Source organism: Pontibacter sp. T17 (assembly GCF_057219875.1).
This window is the reverse complement of sequence record NZ_JBXVVW010000002.1, coordinates 1030438-1053131: the sequence shown is the minus strand read 5'-3', so window position 1 is coordinate 1053131 and position 22694 is coordinate 1030438. Positions and strand designations below refer to the sequence as shown.

Genomic DNA, 22694 nt, shown 5'->3' with positions numbered 1-22694 from the left:
GGCCAAAAGTTTCCACACTGGTGGAAATAATCGGGGGGCTGGGCGGCTGATAAAGTGGCAGCACAGGGGTGTGGAGGAGGAAAAGCGGCTGGGGCTAGTGCGGGGAAAGTGGCAGAAGGGGTCGGGAAGGGCAAAAAAGTAGAATATGTATTGACATAAGAGAAGTGTTCCGCTACCTTTGCAGTCCTGTTTCGAAAAGCCTGTCGTAGCACAGATTATGCCAACCATTCAGCAGCTTGTGCGCCTCGGCCGCACCGCGGTACTAACCAAGAGCAAGTCTCCCTCGCTGGACAACTGTCCTCAGCGTCGTGGAGTATGTGTACGTGTATACACGACGACCCCCAAGAAGCCGAACTCGGCGCTGCGTAAAGTAGCGCGTGTTCGACTGACGAACGGCAAGGAAGTAAACGCCTACATCCCCGGTGAAGGCCACAACCTCCAGGAACACAGCATCGTGCTGGTTCGCGGTGGTCGTGTGAAGGACCTTCCCGGTGTACGTTATCACATCGTACGTGGTGCGCTGGATACCGCAGGTGTCAACGACCGCAAGCAAGCGCGCTCGAAGTACGGGACGAAGGTTCCGAAGAAAGGCGCAGCAGCCCCGGCTAAAGGTGCACCGAAGAAGAAATAAGGACAGGCAGAAGTAGAAACACCGTTCAAGACACAGCGTCATGCGTAACCGTCCCGCCCCCAAGCGCTACAAGACTCCCGATCCGAAGTACGGTAGCGAGATCCTGGCCGCCTTCGTCAACAAACTGATGTTTGACGGCAAGAAGTCGATTGCCTACACGATCCTGTACGATGCCCTGGATATCGTAGAGAAGCGCACCCAGCTGAATGGTCTGGAAGCGTTTGAAACCGCCCTGAACAACATCATGCCTGCCGTAGAAGTACGCAGCCGTCGTGTGGGTGGTGCTACGTTCCAGATTCCGACTGAAATCCGCCCGAAGCGTCGTATATCGCTGGGCATGAAGTGGCTGATTGACTACAGCCGCAACCGTGGTGAAAAGACCATGCGCGAGCGTCTGGCTGGCGAAATCGTCGCCGCCTCGAAAGGTGAAGGTGCTGCCGTGAAGAAGAAGGAAGACACCCACCGCATGGCTGAAGCTAACAAGGCATTCTCGCACTTCAAGTTCTAAGTCACCGCCCCCGAAAACATCTCATCCGGTCTTTCTGACCGATTGTTCTTTGACAGATGAAAAAGGTTGATCTGCAGCACACGCGCAACATTGGTATTGTTGCGCACATCGACGCCGGTAAAACGACCACTACCGAGCGTATTCTCTACTACACTGGCTTGGTACACAAGCTGGGTGAAGTGCACGACGGCGCTGCTACCACCGACTGGATGGAGCAGGAAAAAGAGCGCGGTATCACCATCACTGCTGCTGCCGTAACCACGTTCTGGAAGAACACCGAAACGAACGAAGATTACCGCGTTAACATCATCGACACCCCTGGCCACGTAGACTTTACGGTGGAAGTGGAGCGCTCGATGCGTGTACTGGACGGTGCGGTATCGCTGTTCTCGGCTGTTGACGGCGTAGAGCCCCAGTCTGAAACGGTATGGCGTCAGGCCACGAAGTACAAGGTGCCCCGCATCTGCTTCGTAAACAAGATGGACCGCATTGGTGCTGACTTTTTCAACGTAGAGAAGCAGATCCGTGAAATGCTGGGCGGTAACCCCGTGCCCCTGCAGGTTCCCATTGGCGCTGAAGACCAGTTCAAGGGCGTAGTGGACCTGATCCACAACCGTGCCATCGTATGGAACGAGGACGACAAGGGCATGACCTGGAAGGAAATTCCGATTCCTGCCGACCTGGTAGAAGAAGTACAGCACTGGCGCCAGAACCTCATCGAGAAGGTTGCTGAGTACGACGAGAAGCTGCTGGAGAAATTCTTCGAAGACCAGAACAGTATCACCCCGAACGAAATCCGTGCTGCCCTGCGCGCTGCTACGCTGGACATGTCGATCCAGCCCCTGATGTGCGGCAGCTCGTTCAAGAACAAAGGTGTACAGGCTATGCTGGATGCCGTTACGTTCTACCTGCCCGCTCCTGCGGACATTGAGGACGTAAAAGGTATTCACCCTGACACCGAAGAAGAACTGATCCGCAAGACGGACGTGAGCGAGCCTTTCTCGGCCCTCGCATTCAAGATCATGACAGACCCCTTCGTAGGTCGTCTGGCGTTCTTCCGTGTATACTCGGGCCGTCTGGACGGTGGCAGCTATGTGCTGAATACCCGTAGCGGCAACAAGGAGCGTATTTCCCGCATCATGCAGATGCACGCCAACAAGCAGAACCAGATTGACTTCGTAGAAGCTGGTGACATTGCTGCTGCTGTTGGTTTCAAGGACATCCGCACTGGGGATACCCTCTGCGCTGTAGAGCATCCGATTGTGCTTGAGAGCATGACCTTCCCCGAGCCCGTTATCGAGAAGGCCATTGAGCCCAAGACCCAGGCTGACGCCGACAAGATGGGTGTTGCCCTTGGCAAACTGTCTGAAGAAGATCCGACCTTCCGTGTGAAGAGTGACGAGGAGTCTGGCCAGACGATCATTGCCGGTATGGGCGAGCTTCACCTGGAAATCATCGTAGACCGTATGCGTCGCGAGTTCAAGGTAGAAGTAAACGAAGGCCAACCCCAGGTTGCCTACCGCGAGACGATCACCAAGAACGTCCAGCACCGCGAGACCTACAAGAAGCAGACCGGTGGCCGTGGTAAGTTCGCTGACATCCAGGTGGAGTTCATGCCTAACGAAATGGGCAAGGGCTTCGAGTTCGTGAATGAAATCAAGGGTGGCTCGATTCCTAAGGAATTCATCAGCCCGATTGAAAAGGGTATTCGCAACGCGATGAACGAAGGTATCATCGCTGGTTTCCCTGCACAGGATATCAAGGTTCGTCTGTATGACGGTTCGTACCACGATGTGGATTCGGACGCACTGTCATTCGAACTGGCTGGCCGTTACGCTTTCCGTGAAGCCTGCCGCAAGGCAAGCCCGGTTCTTCTGGAGCCGATCATGAAGGTGGAAGCCGTAACGCCGGAAGAGTACATGGGTGCTATTGTTGGTGACCTCAACAAGCGCCGCGGTCAGATTGGCTCCATGGGCGACCGTGGCAATGCCAAGGTGATTTCGGCTCTGGTACCCCTGTCGGAAATGTTTGGTTACGTAACCCAGCTCCGTACGCTGAGCTCGGGCCGTGCCAGCTCCACGATGGAATTCAGCCACTACGAAGTAACACCTCGGAACGTACAGGATGAGGTAGTTGCCAAGTCGAAAGGCGTAAAAGAAAAAGTATAAGCGTCCCACATTTCAGGTTCCCGCACAGAAACGAATCGCTATGACGCAAAAGATTCGCATCAAGCTGAAGAGCTACGACCACAATCTGGTCGACCGCAGCGCCGAGAAGATCGTGAAGACGGTCAAAGGTACAGGCGCAGTAGTAAGCGGCCCCATTCCGCTGCCTACTGAAAAGAGCATCATCACTGTGAACCGCTCTCCCCACGTGAACAAGAAGTCGCGTGAGCAGTTCCAAGTGAGCAGCCACAAGCGCCTGATCGACATCTTCAGCAGCAGCACCAAAACGGTGGACGCGCTGATGAAGTTGGAACTGCCGACTGGCGTTGATGTAGAGATCAAAGTTTAACCTGTTTATCTGTTACCAATTCAAGCCATGCCTGGACTTATAGGTAAAAAACTCGGGATGACGAGCCTGTTCGACGAGAGTCGCAAGCAGGTTGCGTGTACCCTCATCGAGGCCGGCCCTTGTGTTGTAACGCAGCTGAAGTCGCTCGCGACGGATGGCTACGATGCAGTGCAGCTTGGCTACGGTGAAATGAAGGAGAAGAACACGTCCAAGCCGCTGGCAGGCCACTTTGCAAAAGCTGGTACTGCGCCGAAGCGCCATCTGCACGAGTTCGACCTGAACCCCGCCAACTACAAGCTTGGCGATGAGATTACGGTTGATCTGTTCGCAGTAGGTGAGTTCGTCGACGTAGTAGGCACGAGCAAGGGTAAAGGCTTCCAGGGTGTTGTGAAGCGTCACGGCTTCAGCGGTGTTGGTGGCCGTACGCACGGTCAGCACAACCGCGAACGTGCTCCCGGTTCAATGGGCGCCAGCTCCTATCCTTCACGTGTATTGAAGGGTAAGCGTCTGCCCGGCCAGATGGGCAATGCCCGCGTGAAAGTACAGAACCTCCAGATCATCAAGGTGTTGCCTGAGAAAAACCTCATCGTTGTCTCTGGTTCCATCCCTGGGCCGAAGGGTTCTATTGTCTACATCGAGAAGTAAGCCGTTGACTGAAAACGCCGCATTGCGACAATACCCATGGAAGTAAACGTCCTCAACATACAAGGCAAAGCCACCGGTAGTAAGGTGACACTCTCTGACGAGGTGTTCGCCATTGACCCGAGTGACCACGCCATCTACCTGGATGTGCGCCAATATATGGCACACCAGCGCCAGGGTACTCATAAGGTGAAAGGCCGCGGTGAAGTTGCAGGCTCTACCAAGAAGCCTTACAAGCAGAAGGGCACTGGCAACGCACGTCAGGGTCATAAGCGCAGCCCGCTGCACCGCCATGGTGGTACCATGCAAGGTCCGGTACCCCACGAGTACGATTTCAAGCTGAACAAGAAAGTCAAGCGTCTGGCCCGCCGGAGTGCTCTGAGCTACAAGGCTCGTGAGAACCAGATTCTGGTAGTTGACGCTATGAGTTTCAGCGAACCGAAGACCAAGACGTTCGCCGACATTCTGGGCAAACTGAACGTAGCCGAGAACAAGGTGCTGGTGGTGACGAACCAACTGGATGTGAACCTGCTGCGTAGCGGCCGGAACATCCCTGGTGTCAGCATCCTGCACGTTGGTGAGCTGAATACGTATGACATCGTCAATGCCGAGCGCCTGGTCGTTCTGCAGGACGCTGTTGATTCCATCAACAACACGCTGGCCTGACCACGAAGGAGGATACACTGATGCAAGTTCTCATCAAGCCAATCGTAACTGAAAAGATGACTGCCCTGGGTGAAGCTGCCCAGAAGCAGTATGGCTTCGTGGTAGATCTGGATGCCAACAAGCTGCAGATCAAGAAGGCCATCGAAGAGACCTATGGCGTAACGGTAGTGAACCTGCGTACGGCCATCCAGGCTGCACGTCGTCGCACCCGCTACACCCGCACGGGCTTCATCCACGGCAAAACCAGCCGTACGAAGCGCGCCTATGTGACCCTCGCCGCCGGCCAGGAAATTGATTTCTACAAGAACGCCTAAGCGCCTGAAGTACAATGGCACTACGCAAGTACAAACCAGTAACCCCCGGCACACGCTTCCGCTCGGTAAGTGACTTCGCCGAAGTCACGGCATCGGAGCCCGAGAAGAGTCTTGTTGTGTCGCTCCCCAAGTCGGGTGGCCGTAACAACCAGGGCCGCATGACGATGCGCTATGTTGGCGGTGGCCACAAGCGCAAGTACCGTATTATCGACTTCAAGCGCGAGAAAGCAGGCGTACCCGCCAAGGTTGCCACGATCGAATACGATCCCAACCGCACAGCCCGTATTGCTCTTCTGCACTACGCTGATGGCGAGAAGCGCTACATTCTTGCACCAGATAAACTGAAGGTAGGCCAAACCGTGATGAGCGGTGTAGGCGCCGAGCCTGTAGTAGGCAACTCACTGCCCCTGGGCTCCATTCCGCTGGGTACGGTTATCCACGCGATTGAGCTTCAGCCCGGCCGTGGTGCTGCCCTGGCACGCAGCGCAGGCACTTTCGCCCAGCTGACTGCCAAGGAAGGCCGCTACGTGGTTATCAAGCTTCCTTCTGGTGAAGTTCGTCGTATTCTCTCGACCTGCACTGCCACCATTGGCAGCGTAGGCAACGCAGAGCACTTCAATATTGAGTATGGCAAGGCAGGTCGCAAGCGCTGGCTCGGCCGCCGTCCCCGCACCCGTGCTGTAGCAATGAACCCTGTAGATCACCCAATGGGTGGTGGCGAGGGCCGTGCTTCCGGTGGTCACCCGCGTTCACGCAAGGGTATCCCCGCGAAGGGCTACAAGACCCGGAACCGCAAGAAGGCCAGCAGCAAGTTCATTATCTCGCGTCGTAAAACGAAGTAAGCACCATGCCACGCTCGCTTAAAAAAGGCCCTTTCATAGAGCCCTCCCTGGAACGGAAAATCGACAAGATGAATGAGAACCGTTCAAAGACGGTGCTCAAGACCTGGAGTCGTCGTTCCATGATTACACCTGAGTTTGTGGGCCATACAGTGGCAATCCACAATGGCAACAAGTTCATTCCGGTGTATATCTCGGAGAACATGGTAGGCCACAAACTGGGTGAATTCGCTCCCACGCGTACCTTCAAAGGTCACGCTGGGCAGAAAACCGATAAAGGCAAACGCTAATTCGTTCCCCGACGCCCTTTAAAACTGCCTAGTCATGCAAGTTCAAGAGACGACTAAGCTCACGCGCAAGCAGAAGATCGCATCGGGCGAACCCCGCCCCAACCTCGGGTTGGGCCAGCGGAAGAAGCTCGCTGCCGACGCTCGCAAAGCCGTGCGCAAGACCCAATATTTTGCCTCGCTGCGGAATTTCCCTTCGAGCCCCCGGAAGATGCGCCTTGTGGCTGACATCATCCGTGGCCTGGATGTGACCAAAGCGCTGGCGATTCTGAAGCTGCACCCGCGCCACGCTTCGAAGCCGCTGTTCACGCTGCTGAAGTCGGCCATTGCCAGCTACGAAGAGAAGTCTCAGCAGAGCAACATCGACGCCCTGTTCGTGAAGACGATCACGGTGGATGGTGGCCCGATGCTGAAGCGTCTTCGCCCAGCCCCCCAGGGCCGTGCTTACCGCGTACGCAAGCGCAGCAACCACGTAACCATCTATCTGGGCGTTCGCGGCCAGGAGACGGTAGCGGCTGTGCCTGCTCCTGCCAAGCCCGAGCCGAAGGCTGAAGCCAAGCCTGCTGCCAAGAAGCCCGTTGCCAAGAAGGCAAAAGCTGAAGGTGAAGGCGACGCCAAGCCTGCTGCCAAGAAAAGCACCAAGAAAACGACCAAAGAAGCCTAATACACCCTAAGCACCGTGGGACAGAAAACGCATCCAACCGGTCTTCGCCTTGGTATCATCAAGGGCTGGGAATCCAACTGGTACGGCGGTAAAAACTACGCCGACAAGCTGGTAGAAGACGAGAAGATCCGCACTTACCTGCTGGCGCGCATCCCCAAGGGTGGCATCAGCAAGATTGTGATTGAGCGCACGCTGAAGCGTCTGATCATCACGATCCACACCGCTCGTCCGGGTATTGTCATCGGCAAGGGTGGTGCTGAGGTTGAGAAACTGAAGGAAGAGCTGAAGAAGCTCACCGTCAAGGAAGTGCAGATTAACATCCACGAGGTTAAGCGTCCGGAGCTGGATGCCCGCCTGGTGGCTGAAAATATTGGTCAGCAGCTGCGTGCCCGTATCTCTTTCCGTCGCGCCATGAAGTCGTCTATTGCGGCTGCCATGCGCATGGGTGCAGAGGGCATCAAGGTAATGTGCGCTGGCCGCCTCGGTGGTGCAGAAATGTCACGTACCGAGCAGTATCGCGAAGGCCGTGTGCCCCTGCAGACGCTGCGCGCCAACATTGACTACGCCCAGGCTGTATCGCAAACCATCTACGGTTCGATCGGCATCAAGGTGTGGATCTTCAAAGGCGAAGTATACGGCAAGCCTGACCTGAGCCCCAACGCAGAACCTGCCGTATCCGACAAGGGTGGCAACATGCGTGGTGGTTTCGGTGGCGAGCGTCGTGACCGCAACGACCGTGGTGGTGACCGTCGTGGTGGCCGTGGTGGTGACCGCGGAGGTCGTGGCGGCGACCGTGGTGGCCGTCCTACTGGCGACCGTCGTCCCCGCACCAACAATTAATTGAGGAGGTAAGACGCCATGCTACAACCCAAACGTACTACCTATCGTAAGCAGCAGCGCGGCCGTATTGCCCGTGTTGCTACGCGGGGCGCCGAAATCTCCTTCGGCAGTTTTGCCCTGAAGACGATTGACGAAGGCTATATCACCGCCCGTCAGATTGAAGCTGCCCGTATTGCCCTGACGCGCTTCCTGAAGCGTGAAGGGAAAGTATGGATCCGGATATTCCCCGATAAGCCCATCACGAAAAAGCCTGCAGAGGTACGTATGGGTAAGGGTAAGGGTAACCCCGAATACTGGGCTGCACCCGTAGAACCCGGCCGCATCCTGTTCGAAGCAGACGGTGTACCGCTGTCAGCAGCAGAAGAGGCCATGCGCCTGGCCGCCCAGAAGCTTCCCGTAAAAACCAAGTTTATTGTTCGGAGGGACTATGAAGTCTAAGGATATCCGCACCATGAGCGATGCCGAGTTGGCAACGCAGCTTCAGGAGCAGTCGGCCTTGCTGGCTAGCCTGAAGTACAGCCACGGCCTCTCGCCGATCGAAAATCCGAATCGTCTGTCGGCGATCCGGAAGGACATTGCTCGTATCAAAACTGAACAGCACGCCCGCGTGCTGGCGGGTAAGTCCAACGCCTAACACGTTCCGTACCGAATCCTGCGAATAAGATACAGCCATGAGCGAGCAGCATATACAAGCCGAAGCGACCGAAACCCCTCTGAAGGGCGTTCGCAAGGAGCGTGTGGGCCGCGTGACCAGCGACAAGATGGACAAAACCATCACGGTTGCTGTGGAGCGTAAGGTGAAGCACCCCATTTACGGCAAGTTCATCAAGAAGACGACCAAGTTCCATGCCCACGACGAGCGCGGCGAAGCGCACGTAGGTGATCTGGTACTGATCGTAGAAACGCGTCCGCTGAGCAAAACCAAGCGTTGGAAGCTCAAGCAAGTGATTGAGAAGGCCAAGTAACCCAACCCCGCCATGATCCAGCAAGAATCCCGTCTGAAAGTCGCCGATAACACCGGCGCAAAAGAACTGCTGTGCATCCGTGTGATGGGCGGCAGCAAAGTACGGTATGGCAGCATCGGTGATGTCATCGTTGCTTCTGTGAAGAGTGCTGTTCCCGGGGGTACGGTGAAGAAGGGCGACGTGGTGAAAGCCGTAGTTGTCCGTGCCAAGCGCGCCATTCGCCGCCGTGATGGCAGCTACATTCGTTTCGACGAAAACGCAGCTGTGATCATCAACAACCAAGGTGAACCGCGCGGTACCCGTATCTTTGGCCCCGTGGCCCGCGAACTGCGCGAGAAACAGTACATGAAGATCGTTTCCCTGGCCCCAGAGGTACTCTAAGGCCCAAGCATCCTACCGTTATGCGCCGCACTTCGAACGCAATCCCCAAGCTCCACATCAAGAAGGGCGACACCGTAAAGGTGCTCTCCGGTGATGACCGTGGCCAAACCGGGCGAGTCCTGGTGGTTTTTCCCCGCAAGATGAAAGCCATCGTGGAAGGCCTGAACATGGTAACGAAGCACCAGAAGCCCAACCAAAAGAACCCTCAGGGTCAAGTGGTGCGTCAGGAAGCTCCGCTGCATGTCGCCAAACTGCAGCTGATCGAGCCCAAGACTGGCAAGCCCACCCGTATCGGTCGTGAAAAGACTGAAAAAGGCTGGGTGCGTGTCAGCAAGAAAACTGGCAACAAAATCGACTAATACTCTCCGCCCAACGTCAAACAGCTATGTCTTACAAAGTCCGCCTCAAGGATGAATACCGCAGCCGGATTGTAAAAGAGCTTCAGGAGAAGTTCAACTACAAGAACGTCATGCAGGTGCCTCGCCTGGAGAAGATTGTCCTCAACCGTGGTGTTGGGGCTGCCGTAGGCGATAAGAAGCTGCTGGACCAAGCGGTTCAAGACTTCAATCTGATTGCCGGCCAGAAGCCGATAATCACCAAGTCGAAGCGCGATATCTCAAACTTCAAGCTTCGCAAGGGCATGCCCATTGGCTGCAAGGTTACCCTTCGCCATGACCGCATGTATGAATTTCTTGATCGCCTGATCACCCTCGCAGCCCCTCGTATGCGCGATTTCCGTGGTCTGCCTGATAAAGGCTTCGACGGAAAAGGCAACTACACCATGGGTGTGAAAGAGCAGATCATCTTCCCGGAAATCGATGTGGATAAAGTCTACAAAATATCCGGCTTCGATATCACGTTTGTAACCACTGCCCCAACCGACGAAGAAGCCTACGAGCTGCTGAAATCGTTTGGCATGCCCTTCAAGAGCACCGAAAAGACCAACGCCTAACACCGCTATGTCTAAGAAGTCCGTTATCGCCCGTCAGGCCAAGCGCGAGAAAATGGTAGCGCTGTACGCGGAGCGTCGCAAAGCCCTCAAGGAGGCAGGTGAATGGATCAAGCTGGCCGAGCTCCCCCGCGACTCCAGCCCTGTTCGCCTCAAGAACCGCTGTAAAGTAACGGGTCGTCCCCGCGCCTACATCCGGAAGTTCGGCCTGTGCCGTAACATGTTCCGTCTCATGGCGCTGGAAGGCAAAATCCCCGGTGTAACCAAGGCTAGTTGGTAATTACAAATCAGGCATCACGCCACCTCACGAGATATCGTCATGAGTACTGATACCATTGCAGATCTCCTCACCCGCATTCGCAACGCCTCGGCTGTTCGCAAGCGCATTGTTGAGATTCCTGCCTCGAATATGAAGCTGGGCATCGTTCAGGTCCTGCACGACATGGGCTACATCGCCGGCTATAAGCTGGTGGAGAACGACAACCACGGCCAGGGCACCCTCAAGGTTGCGCTGAAATACGACCGTCTCACCAAAGAGCCGGCCATTACCAAAATCGTTCGTGTCAGCAAGCCTGGCCTGCGTCAGTTCACCGGTGTAGCCGATATGCCGCGTGTGATGAACGGTCTGGGCATCGCCATCCTCACCACCTCGCGCGGCATCATGACCGGCAAGCAGGCGAAGGAATTGGGTGTGGGCGGTGAAGTTCTGTGCTACGTCTATTAATCCAGGAGGCCCAGAAACACTATGTCTCGCATCGGAAAAGCAACGATCACGCTCCCCAAAGGCGTATCCTATACATTCGCTGACAGCCTGGTAACGGTTAAAGGCCCGAAGGGCGAGCTGAAGCAACAGCTCGAGTACGGCTTTGACATTGCCAACGACAACGGCGTACTCACTGTAGTGCGCCCCACCGACCAGAAGCGCCACCGTGCGCTTCACGGCCTCTACCGTGCCCTGATCAATAACATGGTAAAGGGTGTGTCTGACGGCTATGAAGTGCAGATGGAACTGATTGGTGTAGGTTACCGTGCCGAAGTCAAGGGCAACTACATTGATCTTTCGCTGGGTTACTCGCACAGCACGTACTTCATGCTGCCTGCCGAGATTACCGCTACGACCGTAACGGAAAAAGGTCAGGCTCCTCGCTTGATTCTGAAGTGTATTGACAAACAACTCCTCGGCCAGGTAGCCGCCAAAATCCGCCGCCTTCGTTCGCCCGAGCCTTACAAAGGCAAAGGTATCCGCTTCGTGGGTGAGCAGGTACGTCGCAAGGCAGGTAAGGCAGCAGGCAAAGGCAAAAAGTAACCGACCATGGCAATCGCAAGCACTACTAAAACTGCGCGGCGGGAGCGGATCAAGAAAGGCATCCGCAAGCGCGTCCGTGGTACCGCAGAGCGTCCGCGTCTCAGCGTATTCCGGTCCAACACCGCGATTTATGCCCAGATTATTGACGACGAGCGTGGAATTACCCTCGCAAGTTGCTCATCTCGAATCAAAGGTGTATCTTCGCAGCCCGGTTCGAAAACTGAAAAGAGCCATCAGGTTGGCAAACTCCTTGCGGAGAAGGCCAAAGCCGCTGGTGTCGAAAAGGTTGTATTCGACCGTAATGGTTACATGTATCACGGCCGCGTGAAGGCTCTTGCCGAAGGCGCCCGTGAAGGAGGTCTGGTATTCTAAATCGCACACTCGACAATCCTCATGATTGCAAGCTATAAAAGGGTAAAACCCGTCGAGAGTGAGCTGAAAGAGCAGCTCGTGGCCGTACAGCGTGTGGCCAAGGTGGTCAAAGGTGGTCGCCGCTTCTCCTTCAGCGCCATCGTTGTTGTCGGTGATGGCAATGGCGTGGTAGGTTACGGACTTGGCAAAGCCAATGAAGTGACGAATGCCATCTCCAAAGGCATTGAAGACGCCAAGAAGAATCTGGTGAAGGTACCTGTACTGAATGGCACGGTACCCCACGAGATTGAAACCAAGTTCGGTGCTTCCAAGGTGATCCTGAAGCCTGCCGCTCCTGGTACTGGTGTACTGGCCGGTGGTGCCATGCGCAAAGTGCTGGAAAGCGCCGGTATCAAGGACGTACTGGGCAAGTCGCAGGGCAGCACCAACCCTCACAACGTTGTGAAGGCTACGCTCCAGGCACTGGCTGAAATGCGCGACCCGCATTCCGTAGCACGTCTGCGTGGCATTCCAATGTCTAAAGTGTTCAAAGGTTAATCCGCGAAAGCGATTCGCTATACATCATGGCGCTGCTCAAGATTAAACAGGTTAAGAGCCTGATCGACCGCCCGAAAGACCAGAAGGCCACCATGCGCTCGCTGGGTCTGGGCAAGATGAACCGTGAGGTGGTGAAAACCGCTACTCCGGCACTTATCGGGATGATTCGTAAAGTTAGCCATTTGGTTACCGTAGAGGAGGTACAGCAATGAACCTGAGCAATCTTACTCCCGCCCCCGGTTCGCGCAAGGACCGCATCCGCATCGGCCGTGGTCCTGGATCTGGTAAAGGCGGCACCTCTACCAAGGGTCACAAGGGTAGCCAGTCTCGTGCCAGCTATTCGGCAAAAGAAGGTTTTGAAGGTGGCCAGATGCCTCTTCAGCGCCGTCTGCCGAAGTTTGGTTTCAAGAATCCCTTCCGTGTAGAATACCAAGCAATCAACCTGGATCGTATCCAGGACCTTATGGAAGCCCGTCCCGACCTGAAAGGTCAGGAATTGTCTCCTGAGGTATTGCTGGCCAACGGTCTGATCAGCACGCTCCGCAAGCCCTTCAAGGTGCTTGGCCGTGGAGAGCTGAACATGGCTGTTACGGTATATGCCCACAAATTCAGCGACTCAGCCACCAAAGCGATTGAAACCGCGGGTGGCAAAACCATCGTCATCGAGTAACCTCGCATGAAAGGCCTGTTCGAAACCCTACGGAACATTTTCCGGATCGAGGAGCTCCGCAGTCGGATCATCTACACGCTGGCTTTGCTGGCTGTATTCCGCTTTGGTTCCTTCGTTATCCTGCCGGGACTTGATTCCGCAGCGCTGGAAGCATCCTTTAACAGTTCACAAGGCCAAGGCGTTCTTGGCATTGTGAACCTGTTTGTAGGGGGGGCCTTCTCACGTGGCGCTATTTTCGCGCTGGGCATCATGCCCTACATTTCTGCTTCTATCATCATTCAGCTGGCTACGACTGTAGTACCCAGTCTGCAGAAACTTCAGAAGCAGGGTGAAAGCGGCACGCGAACTATTAACCAGTACATGCGCATGCTGACCATCGTTATCACGATGCTGCAGGCAGGTGCATATCTGGCTAACCTCCGCACGCAGTTCCCCAATGCTGTTATTGCTTCGCCCGGTCTGTTTGCCTTTACCACTATCGTTTGTCTTACCGCTGGTACGATGTTTTTGATGTGGCTTGGTGAGCGTATTACCGAGCGTGGTATTGGCAACGGTGTATCACTGATCATTGCCATCGGCATCATTGCTGAGCTGCCACTGGCGCTTATCAATGAAGCTACCACTAACAAGCCGCTGATTTTCTTTGTTGAAATCGTAGCGCTCATCTTTATCACCGCTTTCGTAATTCTGCTGACGCAGGGTACACGTAAAATCCCGGTGAACTATGCACGCCGCATGGCGGGTAACAAGATGATGGGTAGCATGATGTCGAATGTGCGTCAGGTGATACCGCTGAAGCTCAACATGGCGGGTGTAATGCCTATCATCTTTGCCCAGTCCTTGATGTTCATTCCGGCTACGCTGTTTCAATACATCGCAAACCAGAATCAGAACAGCACGGTTGCCGTTTCTTTGTACAATACCTTTGCGGATCCCGCTGGTATCATTTACAATGTGATTTTCGTTACGCTCATTATTGTATTCACCTACTTCTACACGGCTGTAATGGTGAATCCCAATGATATGGCCGAGAATCTGAAACGCAATGGTGGTTTTATTCCTGGCGTTAAGCCTGGCAAGAAAACCAGTGAGTACATTGATGCGATCATTACGCGAATTACACTCCCTGGGGCCTTTTCGCTTGCTTTCATTGCGCTCCTTCCAGCGATCGTTCGCAGCTTTGGGGTTAGCAGCCAGTTTGCTCAATTCTTCGGCGGTACCAGTATTCTCATCATGATTGGTGTAGTGCTGGATACTCTGGAGCAGATTGAGAGCTACCTGAAAAACCGTCACTACGATGGGTTGATGGGTACTGGCCGTGGTGGTTCTACTACCCGTGCACGCAACCAAGTTGGCGCAACTGTTTAATACTGTACATTCTAGATGCAAGGCGTAATCCTAAAAAAAGAGAGCGAAATCGATGCCATCCGGGCAGCGTCGCAACTCGTGGGCAAAACGCTCGGCGAGGTTGCGAAGCGTATTGCCCCTGGGGTCGACACGCTTTCACTGGATATCGTTGCAGAAGAATATATTCGGTCGAATGGTGGCATTCCAGCCTTCAAGAATTACGTTTACGATAGTGACGTATTCCCTTTTCCCGGAACGCTTTGCATCTCGGTTAACAACGAGGTTGTGCATGGTATTCCCGACAAGGGACGTATTCTGAAGGACGGAGATGTTGTCAGCGTTGACTGTGGTGTGAAACTCAATGGCTACTATGGCGACTCAGCCTACACGTTTGCGGTAGGTGATGTCAAGCCAGAGGTACTCCAGCTGTTGAAAGTCACCAAGGAATCACTGTATCTCGCTATAGACCAAGCGGTCGAAGGTGCTCGGCTCGGAGATGTGTCTGCGGCTGTCCAAACACATGTTGAGCGCTACGGTTTCGGGATTGTTCGCGAAATGGTAGGCCACGGTTTGGGTGCAAATCTTCACGAGCCACCGGAAGTGCCGAATTACGGTCGGCGTGGAAACGGTATGAAATTGAAACAGGGTTTGGTTATCGCTATCGAGCCTATGATTAATCTGGGCAAAGCCGGGATTATTCGTGGGGATGATGGCTGGACGATCCTGACTGTCGACGGCCTTCCGTCGGCGCATTTCGAACACACTGTCGTTGTCCGTAAGGGCAAAGCGGAGATTCTGTCCACCTTCGACTTTATCGAAAACTGATGGCCAAGCAATCCTCCATACGAGTTGACGGTGTGATACTGGAAGCCCTTCCCAATGCTACCTTTAAGGTGGAGTTGGAGAATGGTCACCAGATTCTCGCCCATATCTCAGGCAAGATGCGGATGCACTACATCAAGATCCTGCCTGGTGATAGAGTAACTGTTGAAATTTCACCTTACGACCTCTCCAAAGGTCGCATCGTTTACCGTTTTAAGTAATCTTCTACCTTCTCTCCACGCCATGAAAGTGCGAGCAAGCGTCAAAAAACGCAGTGCGGACTGTAAGATTGTTCGGCGTAACGGCAAAGTTTACGTCATCAACAAGAAGAACCCGAAGTTTAAGCAACGTCAAGGCTAAGCGACTATGGCACGCATCGCGGGCATCGATATCCCCAAAAACAAGCGCGGCGAAATCGCGCTGACCTACATCTACGGCATTGGCCGTAGCACCGCCCAGAAAATTCTGGATGCGGCCGGTGTGGACCGCAACAAGCGTGTCCAAGACTGGAATGACGACGAAACCGGTCAGGTTCGTCAAATTCTGACCGACAACTACAAGGTTGAAGGCCAGCTCCGCGCTGAGGTAGCGCTGAATATCAAGCGTCTGGTGGATATCGGTTGCTACCGTGGCCTGCGCCACAAGCGTGGTCTGCCGGTTCGTGGCCAACGCACCCGTACCAACGCCCGTACTCGCAAAGGCAAGCGTAAGACTGTAGCCGGCAAGAAGAAGGCAACCAAGTAATCTGCACAGACCCCTACAAGCTTAATCGATAGGCATCATGGCTAAAACCGCTGCAAAGCCTAAGAAGAAGGTAAGAGTCGAGCCGGAAGGCATCGTCTTCATTACTTCTTCCTTCAACAACATTATCGTAACGGTTACTGACAAGGTTGGTAACACGATTTCCTGGGCATCTGCTGGTAAAGCAGGCTTTAAGGGCTCGAAGAAGAACACGCCTTATGCTGCACAGGTAGCAGCGACTACCTGCGGCAAGGAAGCCTACGATCTGGGTCTGCGCAAGGCCGAGGTGTTTGTGAAGGGCACCGGTTCAGGACGCGAGAGCGCCATTCGGGCCATCAACGCTGTAGGTATCGAGGTTACGATCATTCAGGACATTACGCCGCTGCCGCACAACGGCTGCCGTCCTCCCAAGAAGCGTCGCGTATAATTACTTGACAGCAGAGATTTAAAGAAATGGCACGCTATACAGGTCCCAAGCAGAAGATTGCCCGCCGTTACAAGGAGCCGATTTTCGGTTTCTCCAAGGCGTTGGAGCGTAAGAACTACGCGCCTGGCCAGCACGGCAAAACCCGCCGCAGCAAGCAGAGTGAGTACGCTGTCCAGCTGCTCGAGAAGCAGAAGGCCAAGTTCATTTACGGTGTACTGGAGCGTCAGTTCCGCATTGCGTTCCAGCATGCTTCGCGTAAGGCTGGCAACACGGGCGAGAACCTGCTCCAATTCCTCGAGTCGCGTCTCGACAACGTAGTTTACCGCATGGGTTTTGCGCCTACTCGTCGTGCTGCGCGCCAGCTGGTAGGCCACAAGCACATCGAGGTGAATGGTCACGTTGTAAATATTCCTTCTTTCCAGGTTAAGCCCGGCGACATCGTCACCGTACGTGAGCGCAGCAAGACCTTGGAAGCAATTCAGAACAGCGTAGCCGCTCGTGCAGCTCGTTTCCCCTGGATTGACGTAAACAAGCAGGAGCTTTCTGGCAAGTATCTTAACCTGCCGGAGCGTGAGGCAATTCCTGAGAATATCCAGGAGCGTCTCATCGTCGAGCTTTACTCGCGTTAATCCTGATTTTTACCACAAACCCCGCAGACCGAACCCCTATCATGTCGCTGCTTCAGTTTGTCATGCCCGAGAAGGTAGTCATGGAGAAAGCCCAAGACTACTATGGCAAGTTTCTTTTCCGTCCGCTCGAGCCTGGCTACGGAACAACCGTAGGCAACGCCCTGCGCCGTGTTCTTCTGAGCTCACTCGAGGGTCATGCGATTACGTCAGTGAAGATCCCCTCTGGCGTAGAGCATGAGTTCAGCACCATCCCCGGTGTTATCGAGGACATGGTAGACATCGTCCTGAACCTCAAAGGTGTTCGCCTGAAGAAGCTGATGGATGGCGAGAACAAGATTTTCGTTTCCATCAAGGGACAGGAAGTGTTCACGGCTGGTGATATTGCCAAGAACACGTCTGCTTTTGCCGTCACCAACCCCGACCATGTTATTTGCCACCTTGGCAAGAACGTGCAGTTGGACGTTGAGTTGACTGTCGGCAAGGGTCGTGGCTATCGTCTGGCCGACGACAACAAGACGGCTGACATGGCCTTTGGTGAAATCGCCATCGATTCGATCTTCACGCCCATCAAGAACGTGAAGTATACGGTGGAGAACACCCGCGTGGAACAGCGCACCGACTACGAACAACTGATTCTTGAAGTAACGACCGACGGGACGATTGATCCTGAGGACGCACTGAAGGAAGCAGCCAATATCCTGATCAAGCACCTGATGCTGTTTAGCGACAGCACCATTGAGCTGAAGACAGAGCAGCCTGCCGTACGCAAGGAAGTTGATGAAAACTTCCTGCAGATGCGCAAGCTCCTCAAGACGTCGCTCTCCGAGCTCGATCTGTCGGTACGTGCCTACAACTGCCTCAAGGCTGCTGAAATCCGTACGCTGGGCGATCTCGTCAGCTACAACATTGCCGATCTGCTCAAATTCCGCAACTTCGGGAAGAAGTCGCTTTCGGAGCTGGAGGAACTTGTCGCAAGCAAGAACCTCACCTTCGGCATGGATGTCACGAAGTACAAACTGGAAGAAGAATATTAAGCCAACCCTCTCTGACCCGCTGAAACGCCATGCGCCACGGAGATAAAATCAACAACCTCGGCCGTACGTACTCGCATCGTCAGGCGATGCTGGCAAATATGGCCAACTCGCTTATCGAGCATAAGCACATTCGTACCACCCTGGCCAAGGCCAAGGTGCTGCGCAAGTACGTAGAGCCCCTGATCACGAAGTCGAAGAGCGACACCACGCACAGCCGTCGTATCGTTTTCTCGTACCTCCAAAACAAGGACGCCGTGAAGACCCTTTTCACGGAAGTTGCCCCCCGCATCATGAACCGTCCCGGTGGTTACACCCGGATTCTCAAGCTGGGCATCCGTCCTGGCGATGCTGCCGAAATGGCACTGATCGAACTGGTTGATTACAACGAGTTCCTGCCTACCGGTGGTGAGAAGAAGGCTACCCGTCGTGGTCGTCGTGCTGGTTCGCCGAAGAAAAAAGCTGATGCCGCCCCTAAGGCAGCAGATGCTGGCGAAACCTCGGCAGAAGCCTAAACGCACGATTCGGGATACGATCCGCATCTGTACAAAGCCCGGCATTGCCGGGCTTTGTCGTTTGGGTGCAGTAGCGATATTGTATGCCGAGGTTTTTCCTGGTGCAAGTTGGTACGGGGCTCAGCTCTCCGGGGTGTCCATAACAGGAGGAGTAGGCTGGGGACGATTCACCAGCCATACGCCCAACAGAATGACGCCCAGGCATACTGCCTGAATCCAGCCCAAAGGCTCGTTGTCAAGAAGGCCCCAGAGCAGTGCCACAAAAGGCACAAAGTAGGTATTGGAGGCGGCGAAGACAGGCCCCACCATCTTCACCAGTTTATAGAAAAGCAGCAGGGCAAGCGAGGTACTCATCATGCCCAGCAGGACCACGAAGCCGAAAGCCTGCCAACCTTCGGGGTGCTGGGTGAGCCGGGTGGTGAAGTCGCCAGAAGCGATGAGTGTGCCGATACCGAGTATCCAGGCCATCTGGAGCGAGAGACTGGTGATCTCGAGTGAGTTGAGGCCGCTGAGGCGGTGGCGGATGATGTTAAGGTTAAAGCCATAACAGAGCGTACAGAACATTACGATGAGGCCAGCGCCGACGGTAGCCCACGATAGTTCTGCATTGTTAGGGCGGAAGATGATGAGCGCCAGAGAGCCAGAAAGGCCGATAAGAACGCCCAGAATGCGGTCTGACTGAAAGCGGACGCCAAAGAACAGCGCGCCGATAATGAGTACGCAGAGGGGTGTGAGCGAGTTGAGGGTGCCTACGATGCCACTGGGCAGCACTGTTGTAGCAAGCGGAAAGAGGACCGAAGGTAGTATGTTGCCCGTGATGCCTACCAGAATGAGCAGTGCCCAAGGGTACTTTTTGCCTGATCTTGCGTAGTAGATAGCCAGAGGGAGGAGGGAGAGGCCAGCGGCCATCATGCGGATACCACCCACCTGCATGGGAGAGAAGGCCCGAATGCCCTTCTTGATGAGGATGAAGGACGACCCCCAAATGAAAATGAGGACGATGAAGATGAACCAGGAGAGCCAGCCGTCGCGCTCGGCGGCGCGGGCGGCATTCTTAAGCGCAGTTTTCAAAGGAATGAGGCGTGAGTTGCCACCTTAACGCCGTTTGGCCCGAAAGAAGTCTACCATGAGAGCGGCACATTCTGTATGTAACACACCCTCACTGCGTTCGGTTTTGGGGTGGAGCATGTCGCCGAAGCGCTTATAGCCGTTCTTTACATCGCTGGCGCCGAAGACCACACGGCCCATCTGTGCCCAGCGAAGCGCCCCGGCACACATGGGGCAGGGCTCAAGGGTGACGTAGAGCGTGCAGTCTGTGAGGTACTTGGAGTTGAGTGCACCCGCGGCGGCGGTGATGGCAATCATCTCGGCGTGGGCGGTGGCGTCGAAGAGTTTCTCCACCTGGTTGTGGCCGCGCCCGATGATTTTACCCCCAGCCACGACCACTGCACCTACTGGCACCTCGTCGGCGTCGGCGGCCATCTGCGCCTGCTTGAGGGCTTCGCGCATGAACCGCTCGTCGAGCTGGCGCTGGAAGTCGTCGGGGGAGAGGTCGGCGGGTGTCATGTCTCCGCAAAGGTACGCGGAAGCTACACCTCCCACACCTGCTGGTTCCAGCCCATGTCCCAGAAGAGGTATTCGAAGCGGGTGGACATGAGGAAGTGGTGGTGCATGGCCTTGCGTTCGGCGTCGGAGGCGCGGAGGGCGGCGGCGTCCGTTACGTCCAGCACCTGGCGCACCACGGCTTCGAACTCGGCGGAGGCATAGGTGTTGATCCATTGCTGGAAGAGTGGGTGCGGGCTACCCTTTTTCTCCAGTTCCTTGCCTACTTCCATATATACCCAGTAGCAGGGCAGGAATGCGGCGAGGCCCTCGGCCCAGGGGCGCTCGTAGGCCACGCGCATGAGGTAGCTGGTGTAGAGCAGGCAGTTGGGGGCCACGGGCGTCTGCCACACCTCGTGCGCGGGCATCTGCCAGGTGCTGTAGAAACTCTCGTGCAGGGCGCGCTCCACGGCAATGGCGTTTGCGGCGTGGTGGCAGAACATGCTGAGGGTGTCGTCTTCGGGGGCTTTGGCGCCGAGGATGGCCAGGCCCCGGGCGAAGTCGCGGAGGTAGTGCGAGTCCTGTATGACGTAGAAGCGGAACGCCTGCTCGGGCAGGGTGCCCGTGGTAAGGCCTTGCAGGAAGGGGTGGTGCAGAATGCGCTCGTAAACGGGCGAGGCGGTTTGCCAGAGGTCCTGGGTGAAGCTCATGGGGAAGGGAGGGAAAATCAGAAAGCGGCGTTGGTGCGGTCGCCCAAGCCCTGTTTACGCTCGAAGTACTTTTCGAGTTCCAGCCCCAGCTCGGTGAGTGCGGGGGCATCGGCGGCCCAGAAGGTGACGAGCGGACCTGACTGGTTGCCGATGACGAGACGGCCATATTCTACAACTGGAATCTGGCGGTTGTCGATTTTCTCGGGGTCAGGGCTGCCGTCGGGGAGGGCGTAGAGCCATTTTTGCTGAAGGACACGTGCGCCAGCAGGGGGCTGGGGGAGGAACCAGCGGGGGTCTTCGTCGAAATAGTCGACCCCAATCTGGGTGTGGAGGTCGCGATAGCTCCAGGTGCGAATCTGGGCTTCGTCCTTGATGACGACCTGCACCGGGGTGAACATAATACTCAGTGGCCCGGCCTGAAAGGTGCAGGTGGGCATTCGCCCATTAGTAGTGGCAATCTGGTCGTAGAAGTAGGTGAGATCGAGGCGCTGGGCCAGTTTGCCGTTTTTGAAACGTACCATCCAGACGTGTGGCAGGGCGGCCAATTTCTCGGCTTCGCGGACGACGTTCTGAAATGCCTGTACGTCCTGGTAGGTGTAGTCGCTCTGGAGGGAGATGGACGGTTGTGGCTCAAGTTGGGGCCGTGGGGTGTTGCTCTGAAAACGGGGCACTTCCTCGTATGTTTCGGCATCGTCATCGCCGATGCCCAGTTCCCGAAGCCGTTCGGGGTAATTGTTGCGAACATAGGTGTCGTCGTCCTGAGCCAGTATGACAACGCCGTGGATGAAGTTGACCAAAGCAGGAATGCCCGTCCAGGAGAAGGCGAGCGAGAGGAGCCCGAGCGAGGTCTTGCCCATGTAGAAGTGCTGGAGGCCGATGCTGCCTCCAAAGATGCCCAGCAGCCCGGAAGCTACGCGGTCGGGGAGGCGGTTGTTGCCGTTGCGGCGGCGTTCGGGGACGTATCGGGGCATGGACTGACGAAAGGGTAACAGCCTTAAAGATAGCCTCTGGCGGCGGAGAGATGCACCCTTTTCCGAGAGGATTAAACCTTTTCCTAGTTTCGGCGTTACAATCCTGACCCCTTCACACAAACCCACTATGACACGCAAAACCCTATCTCTGCTGGCGGCGCTTGTACTGCTGGCTGTTGGCGTCTACGCCCAGGACAGCACCCGTGCTGCCAGCCAACCCCAAGGCCAAGCTCCCGCGCAAGGTGGCTGGCAAGGCGGCCAAGGCGGCCCTGCCGGTCAGCGCCCCACGATGACGCCCGAAGAACAGGCTGCCCGCATGACCGACTTTATTGACCAGAAGGTGGGTCTGCTGCCCGAGCAGAAAGAGCACATTCTGGCCATCAACATCGATGCCACTACCCGCATGCAGGCCCTGCGTGCGCAGGCAACCGACCGTGCCGGCATGATGGCGCGGGTGGCCGAGTTCCAGAAGATCAACCAGGAGCGGGAGATGCAGATAGAAGCGATGCTGACGGCTGAGCAGCTGACGAAGTACCGCGCCGCCCGCGAGGAAATGCGCCAGAACATGCAGGACCGCATGCAGGAGCGCCGCCAGGAGAATGGTACAGGCACTGGCAATGCGCCTGCCCGCGGCCGCCGTGGCAATAACGAGCCCGCCCCCAGCAATCAGCAGCCCCAGGGCGGTAACAACTGATTCCTGTTCTCTCACAGGGATACCAACCCCTGCTCTGCACCGCCCGGCGTTACTGCTGGGCGGTTTAGGTTTGAAGAAGATCATGCTATCCCCTTCCAACAGTAAACTCCACTGGCTGTTTACCGTGCTCTGGCACACTCGCACTGCCGGGTATCACTGGCCGTTGTAAGTTTGGAAGCC

Annotated in this window: 38 protein-coding genes; 34 read left to right on the top strand and 4 right to left on the bottom strand. The window is 55.6% G+C overall.

The window, feature by feature from the left end:
* The first annotated feature begins 217 nt into the window (after positions 1-217).
* From rpsL to rplQ, 33 genes are read left to right on the top strand one after another with little or no spacing between them, the layout of a single operon-like run.
* Positions 218-631: a 30S ribosomal protein S12 gene (gene rpsL, locus AC2D8O_RS12645; protein WP_484679195.1), complete on the top strand. Its 414-nt coding sequence runs from the start codon at positions 218-220 to the stop codon at positions 629-631.
* A gap of 40 nt (positions 632-671) precedes the next feature.
* Entirely contained in the window at positions 672-1139 is a 468-nt protein-coding gene (gene rpsG / locus AC2D8O_RS12640; RefSeq protein ID WP_484679194.1) for a 30S ribosomal protein S7, read from the top strand.
* Between the two features lie 56 nt (positions 1140-1195).
* Positions 1196-3307, top strand: a complete 2112-nt coding sequence (gene fusA, locus AC2D8O_RS12635) for an elongation factor G (protein WP_484679193.1) — start codon at positions 1196-1198, stop codon at positions 3305-3307.
* A gap of 40 nt (positions 3308-3347) precedes the next feature.
* On the top strand, positions 3348-3653 hold the full coding sequence (gene rpsJ, locus AC2D8O_RS12630) for a 30S ribosomal protein S10 (RefSeq protein WP_484679192.1): 306 nt from the start codon (positions 3348-3350) through the stop codon (positions 3651-3653).
* A gap of 27 nt (positions 3654-3680) precedes the next feature.
* Complete coding sequence (rplC, locus tag AC2D8O_RS12625; protein WP_484679191.1) at positions 3681-4298, top strand: 50S ribosomal protein L3; 618 nt, start codon at positions 3681-3683, stop codon at positions 4296-4298.
* A 36-nt stretch (positions 4299-4334) separates the two neighbouring features.
* Positions 4335-4961 carry a 50S ribosomal protein L4 gene (gene rplD, locus AC2D8O_RS12620; RefSeq protein ID WP_484679190.1) on the top strand — a complete coding sequence of 209 codons (627 nt, stop codon included), beginning with the start codon at positions 4335-4337 and terminating at the stop codon, positions 4959-4961.
* A 20-nt stretch (positions 4962-4981) separates the two neighbouring features.
* On the top strand, positions 4982-5275 hold the full coding sequence (rplW, locus tag AC2D8O_RS12615; RefSeq protein WP_484679189.1) for a 50S ribosomal protein L23: 294 nt from the start codon (positions 4982-4984) through the stop codon (positions 5273-5275).
* Between the two features lie 14 nt (positions 5276-5289).
* Positions 5290-6117: a 50S ribosomal protein L2 gene (rplB, locus tag AC2D8O_RS12610; RefSeq protein ID WP_484679188.1), complete on the top strand. Its 828-nt coding sequence runs from the start codon at positions 5290-5292 to the stop codon at positions 6115-6117.
* A 5-nt stretch (positions 6118-6122) separates the two neighbouring features.
* Positions 6123-6404, top strand: a complete 282-nt coding sequence (gene rpsS, locus AC2D8O_RS12605) for a 30S ribosomal protein S19 (protein ID WP_484679187.1) — start codon at positions 6123-6125, stop codon at positions 6402-6404.
* A gap of 34 nt (positions 6405-6438) precedes the next feature.
* Positions 6439-7065: a 50S ribosomal protein L22 gene (gene rplV, locus AC2D8O_RS12600; RefSeq protein WP_484679186.1), complete on the top strand. Its 627-nt coding sequence runs from the start codon at positions 6439-6441 to the stop codon at positions 7063-7065.
* 15 nt (positions 7066-7080) lie between these two features.
* Positions 7081-7905, top strand: coding sequence for a 30S ribosomal protein S3 (gene rpsC / locus AC2D8O_RS12595; RefSeq protein ID WP_484679185.1), 825 nt, complete (start codon positions 7081-7083; stop codon positions 7903-7905).
* Positions 7906-7923: 18 nt separating this feature from the next.
* Positions 7924-8343, top strand: a complete 420-nt coding sequence (gene rplP, locus AC2D8O_RS12590) for a 50S ribosomal protein L16 (protein WP_484679184.1) — start codon at positions 7924-7926, stop codon at positions 8341-8343.
* Positions 8333-8539 carry a 50S ribosomal protein L29 gene (gene rpmC, locus AC2D8O_RS12585; protein WP_484679183.1) on the top strand — a complete coding sequence of 69 codons (207 nt, stop codon included), beginning with the start codon at positions 8333-8335 and terminating at the stop codon, positions 8537-8539. The genes rplP and rpmC overlap by 11 nt, the downstream gene beginning before the upstream one ends.
* Positions 8540-8576: 37 nt before the next feature.
* Entirely contained in the window at positions 8577-8870 is a 294-nt protein-coding gene (gene rpsQ / locus AC2D8O_RS12580) for a 30S ribosomal protein S17 (protein ID WP_484679182.1), read from the top strand.
* Positions 8871-8882: 12 nt separating this feature from the next.
* The gene (gene rplN, locus AC2D8O_RS12575) at positions 8883-9251 is read left to right on the top strand and encodes a 50S ribosomal protein L14 (protein ID WP_484679181.1); all 369 of its coding nucleotides are present in this window, start codon (positions 8883-8885) and stop codon (positions 9249-9251) included.
* Between the two features lie 20 nt (positions 9252-9271).
* Positions 9272-9610, top strand: a complete 339-nt coding sequence (rplX, locus tag AC2D8O_RS12570) for a 50S ribosomal protein L24 (RefSeq protein ID WP_484679180.1) — start codon at positions 9272-9274, stop codon at positions 9608-9610.
* Positions 9611-9636: 26 nt separating this feature from the next.
* Positions 9637-10203, top strand: coding sequence for a 50S ribosomal protein L5 (gene rplE / locus AC2D8O_RS12565; RefSeq protein WP_484679179.1), 567 nt, complete (start codon positions 9637-9639; stop codon positions 10201-10203).
* A gap of 7 nt (positions 10204-10210) precedes the next feature.
* A complete protein-coding gene (gene rpsN / locus AC2D8O_RS12560; RefSeq protein ID WP_484679178.1) occupies positions 10211-10480 on the top strand; it encodes a 30S ribosomal protein S14 in 270 nt (89 codons plus the stop codon).
* A 39-nt stretch (positions 10481-10519) separates the two neighbouring features.
* Positions 10520-10924, top strand: coding sequence for a 30S ribosomal protein S8 (gene rpsH / locus AC2D8O_RS12555; protein ID WP_484679177.1), 405 nt, complete (start codon positions 10520-10522; stop codon positions 10922-10924).
* A gap of 21 nt (positions 10925-10945) precedes the next feature.
* Positions 10946-11506, top strand: a complete 561-nt coding sequence (gene rplF / locus AC2D8O_RS12550; RefSeq protein WP_484679176.1) for a 50S ribosomal protein L6 — start codon at positions 10946-10948, stop codon at positions 11504-11506.
* Between the two features lie 6 nt (positions 11507-11512).
* Complete coding sequence (rplR, locus tag AC2D8O_RS12545; protein WP_484679175.1) at positions 11513-11878, top strand: 50S ribosomal protein L18; 366 nt, start codon at positions 11513-11515, stop codon at positions 11876-11878.
* 21 nt (positions 11879-11899) lie between these two features.
* The gene (gene rpsE, locus AC2D8O_RS12540) at positions 11900-12415 is read left to right on the top strand and encodes a 30S ribosomal protein S5 (protein ID WP_484679174.1); all 516 of its coding nucleotides are present in this window, start codon (positions 11900-11902) and stop codon (positions 12413-12415) included.
* A gap of 26 nt (positions 12416-12441) precedes the next feature.
* Positions 12442-12627: a 50S ribosomal protein L30 gene (gene rpmD / locus AC2D8O_RS12535; RefSeq protein WP_484679173.1), complete on the top strand. Its 186-nt coding sequence runs from the start codon at positions 12442-12444 to the stop codon at positions 12625-12627.
* A complete protein-coding gene (gene rplO, locus AC2D8O_RS12530; RefSeq protein WP_484679172.1) occupies positions 12624-13085 on the top strand; it encodes a 50S ribosomal protein L15 in 462 nt (153 codons plus the stop codon). Before rpmD ends, rplO begins: the two co-directional genes overlap by 4 nt.
* A gap of 6 nt (positions 13086-13091) precedes the next feature.
* On the top strand, positions 13092-14453 hold the full coding sequence (gene secY, locus AC2D8O_RS12525; RefSeq protein WP_484679171.1) for a preprotein translocase subunit SecY: 1362 nt from the start codon (positions 13092-13094) through the stop codon (positions 14451-14453).
* A 15-nt stretch (positions 14454-14468) separates the two neighbouring features.
* Complete coding sequence (gene map / locus AC2D8O_RS12520) at positions 14469-15257, top strand: type I methionyl aminopeptidase (RefSeq protein WP_484679170.1); 789 nt, start codon at positions 14469-14471, stop codon at positions 15255-15257.
* A complete protein-coding gene (gene infA / locus AC2D8O_RS12515; RefSeq protein WP_484679169.1) occupies positions 15257-15475 on the top strand; it encodes a translation initiation factor IF-1 in 219 nt (72 codons plus the stop codon). The genes map and infA overlap by 1 nt, the downstream gene beginning before the upstream one ends.
* 22 nt (positions 15476-15497) lie before the next feature.
* Positions 15498-15614: a type B 50S ribosomal protein L36 gene (gene ykgO / locus AC2D8O_RS12510; protein WP_484679168.1), complete on the top strand. Its 117-nt coding sequence runs from the start codon at positions 15498-15500 to the stop codon at positions 15612-15614.
* Positions 15615-15620: 6 nt separating this feature from the next.
* Positions 15621-15998, top strand: coding sequence for a 30S ribosomal protein S13 (gene rpsM / locus AC2D8O_RS12505; protein WP_484679167.1), 378 nt, complete (start codon positions 15621-15623; stop codon positions 15996-15998).
* Between the two features lie 37 nt (positions 15999-16035).
* A complete protein-coding gene (gene rpsK, locus AC2D8O_RS12500) occupies positions 16036-16422 on the top strand; it encodes a 30S ribosomal protein S11 (protein ID WP_484679166.1) in 387 nt (128 codons plus the stop codon).
* Positions 16423-16448: 26 nt separating this feature from the next.
* Positions 16449-17051, top strand: a complete 603-nt coding sequence (gene rpsD, locus AC2D8O_RS12495; RefSeq protein WP_484679165.1) for a 30S ribosomal protein S4 — start codon at positions 16449-16451, stop codon at positions 17049-17051.
* A 41-nt stretch (positions 17052-17092) separates the two neighbouring features.
* Complete coding sequence (locus AC2D8O_RS12490; RefSeq protein WP_484679164.1) at positions 17093-18085, top strand: DNA-directed RNA polymerase subunit alpha; 993 nt, start codon at positions 17093-17095, stop codon at positions 18083-18085.
* Positions 18086-18114: 29 nt separating this feature from the next.
* Positions 18115-18597 carry a 50S ribosomal protein L17 gene (gene rplQ, locus AC2D8O_RS12485; protein WP_484679163.1) on the top strand — a complete coding sequence of 161 codons (483 nt, stop codon included), beginning with the start codon at positions 18115-18117 and terminating at the stop codon, positions 18595-18597.
* Between the two features lie 120 nt (positions 18598-18717).
* Here rplQ and AC2D8O_RS12480 read toward each other — a convergent pair whose 3' ends face one another.
* Genes AC2D8O_RS12480 through AC2D8O_RS12465 form a run of 4 tightly spaced genes read right to left on the bottom strand, consistent with a single transcriptional unit; the run spans position 18718 to position 21820 of the window.
* On the bottom strand, positions 18718-19668 hold the full coding sequence (locus AC2D8O_RS12480; protein ID WP_484679162.1) for a DMT family transporter: 951 nt from the start codon (positions 19666-19668) through the stop codon (positions 18718-18720).
* 24 nt (positions 19669-19692) lie between these two features.
* The gene (locus tag AC2D8O_RS12475; RefSeq protein ID WP_484679161.1) at positions 19693-20163 is read right to left on the bottom strand and encodes a nucleoside deaminase; all 471 of its coding nucleotides are present in this window, start codon (positions 20161-20163) and stop codon (positions 19693-19695) included.
* Positions 20164-20186: 23 nt separating this feature from the next.
* Positions 20187-20849, bottom strand: a complete 663-nt coding sequence (gene tenA, locus AC2D8O_RS12470) for a thiaminase II (protein ID WP_484679160.1) — start codon at positions 20847-20849, stop codon at positions 20187-20189.
* Positions 20850-20866: 17 nt separating this feature from the next.
* The gene (locus AC2D8O_RS12465) at positions 20867-21820 is read right to left on the bottom strand and encodes a TM2 domain-containing protein (protein WP_484679159.1); all 954 of its coding nucleotides are present in this window, start codon (positions 21818-21820) and stop codon (positions 20867-20869) included.
* Positions 21821-21947: 127 nt separating this feature from the next.
* Here AC2D8O_RS12465 and AC2D8O_RS12460 point away from each other — a divergent pair, with 127 nt between their 5' ends.
* The gene (locus tag AC2D8O_RS12460; protein WP_484679158.1) at positions 21948-22514 is read left to right on the top strand and encodes a hypothetical protein; all 567 of its coding nucleotides are present in this window, start codon (positions 21948-21950) and stop codon (positions 22512-22514) included.
* Positions 22515-22694 lie beyond the last annotated feature (180 nt).

Bases quoted from the DNA above. Each gene is read 5' to 3' on its own strand.
- rpsL (WP_484679195.1), top strand. From the start codon at position 218: ATGCCAACCATTCAGCAGCTTGTGCGCCTCGGCCGCACCGCGGTACTA.
- rpsG (WP_484679194.1), top strand. From the start codon at position 672: ATGCGTAACCGTCCCGCCCCCAAGCGCTACAAGACTCCCGATCCGAAG.
- fusA (WP_484679193.1), top strand. From the start codon at position 1,196: ATGAAAAAGGTTGATCTGCAGCACACGCGCAACATTGGTATTGTTGCG.
- rpsJ (WP_484679192.1), top strand. From the start codon at position 3,348: ATGACGCAAAAGATTCGCATCAAGCTGAAGAGCTACGACCACAATCTG.
- rplC (WP_484679191.1), top strand. From the start codon at position 3,681: ATGCCTGGACTTATAGGTAAAAAACTCGGGATGACGAGCCTGTTCGAC.
- rplD (WP_484679190.1), top strand. From the start codon at position 4,335: ATGGAAGTAAACGTCCTCAACATACAAGGCAAAGCCACCGGTAGTAAG.
- rplW (WP_484679189.1), top strand. From the start codon at position 4,982: ATGCAAGTTCTCATCAAGCCAATCGTAACTGAAAAGATGACTGCCCTG.
- rplB (WP_484679188.1), top strand. From the start codon at position 5,290: ATGGCACTACGCAAGTACAAACCAGTAACCCCCGGCACACGCTTCCGC.
- rpsS (WP_484679187.1), top strand. From the start codon at position 6,123: ATGCCACGCTCGCTTAAAAAAGGCCCTTTCATAGAGCCCTCCCTGGAA.
- rplV (WP_484679186.1), top strand. From the start codon at position 6,439: ATGCAAGTTCAAGAGACGACTAAGCTCACGCGCAAGCAGAAGATCGCA.
- rplP (WP_484679184.1), top strand. From the start codon at position 7,924: ATGCTACAACCCAAACGTACTACCTATCGTAAGCAGCAGCGCGGCCGT.
- rpmC (WP_484679183.1), top strand. From the start codon at position 8,333: ATGAAGTCTAAGGATATCCGCACCATGAGCGATGCCGAGTTGGCAACG.
- rpsQ (WP_484679182.1), top strand. From the start codon at position 8,577: ATGAGCGAGCAGCATATACAAGCCGAAGCGACCGAAACCCCTCTGAAG.
- rplN (WP_484679181.1), top strand. From the start codon at position 8,883: ATGATCCAGCAAGAATCCCGTCTGAAAGTCGCCGATAACACCGGCGCA.
- rplX (WP_484679180.1), top strand. From the start codon at position 9,272: ATGCGCCGCACTTCGAACGCAATCCCCAAGCTCCACATCAAGAAGGGC.
- rplE (WP_484679179.1), top strand. From the start codon at position 9,637: ATGTCTTACAAAGTCCGCCTCAAGGATGAATACCGCAGCCGGATTGTA.
- rpsN (WP_484679178.1), top strand. From the start codon at position 10,211: ATGTCTAAGAAGTCCGTTATCGCCCGTCAGGCCAAGCGCGAGAAAATG.
- rpsH (WP_484679177.1), top strand. From the start codon at position 10,520: ATGAGTACTGATACCATTGCAGATCTCCTCACCCGCATTCGCAACGCC.
- rplF (WP_484679176.1), top strand. From the start codon at position 10,946: ATGTCTCGCATCGGAAAAGCAACGATCACGCTCCCCAAAGGCGTATCC.
- rplR (WP_484679175.1), top strand. From the start codon at position 11,513: ATGGCAATCGCAAGCACTACTAAAACTGCGCGGCGGGAGCGGATCAAG.
- rpsE (WP_484679174.1), top strand. From the start codon at position 11,900: ATGATTGCAAGCTATAAAAGGGTAAAACCCGTCGAGAGTGAGCTGAAA.
- rpmD (WP_484679173.1), top strand. From the start codon at position 12,442: ATGGCGCTGCTCAAGATTAAACAGGTTAAGAGCCTGATCGACCGCCCG.
- rplO (WP_484679172.1), top strand. From the start codon at position 12,624: ATGAACCTGAGCAATCTTACTCCCGCCCCCGGTTCGCGCAAGGACCGC.
- secY (WP_484679171.1), top strand. From the start codon at position 13,092: ATGAAAGGCCTGTTCGAAACCCTACGGAACATTTTCCGGATCGAGGAG.
- map (WP_484679170.1), top strand. From the start codon at position 14,469: ATGCAAGGCGTAATCCTAAAAAAAGAGAGCGAAATCGATGCCATCCGG.
- infA (WP_484679169.1), top strand. From the start codon at position 15,257: ATGGCCAAGCAATCCTCCATACGAGTTGACGGTGTGATACTGGAAGCC.
- ykgO (WP_484679168.1), top strand. From the start codon at position 15,498: ATGAAAGTGCGAGCAAGCGTCAAAAAACGCAGTGCGGACTGTAAGATT.
- rpsM (WP_484679167.1), top strand. From the start codon at position 15,621: ATGGCACGCATCGCGGGCATCGATATCCCCAAAAACAAGCGCGGCGAA.
- rpsK (WP_484679166.1), top strand. From the start codon at position 16,036: ATGGCTAAAACCGCTGCAAAGCCTAAGAAGAAGGTAAGAGTCGAGCCG.
- rpsD (WP_484679165.1), top strand. From the start codon at position 16,449: ATGGCACGCTATACAGGTCCCAAGCAGAAGATTGCCCGCCGTTACAAG.
- AC2D8O_RS12490 (WP_484679164.1), top strand. From the start codon at position 17,093: ATGTCGCTGCTTCAGTTTGTCATGCCCGAGAAGGTAGTCATGGAGAAA.
- rplQ (WP_484679163.1), top strand. From the start codon at position 18,115: ATGCGCCACGGAGATAAAATCAACAACCTCGGCCGTACGTACTCGCAT.
- AC2D8O_RS12475 (WP_484679161.1), bottom strand. From the start codon at position 20,163: ATGACACCCGCCGACCTCTCCCCCGACGACTTCCAGCGCCAGCTCGAC.
- tenA (WP_484679160.1), bottom strand. From the start codon at position 20,849: ATGAGCTTCACCCAGGACCTCTGGCAAACCGCCTCGCCCGTTTACGAG.
- AC2D8O_RS12465 (WP_484679159.1), bottom strand. From the start codon at position 21,820: ATGCCCCGATACGTCCCCGAACGCCGCCGCAACGGCAACAACCGCCTC.
- AC2D8O_RS12460 (WP_484679158.1), top strand. From the start codon at position 21,948: ATGACACGCAAAACCCTATCTCTGCTGGCGGCGCTTGTACTGCTGGCT.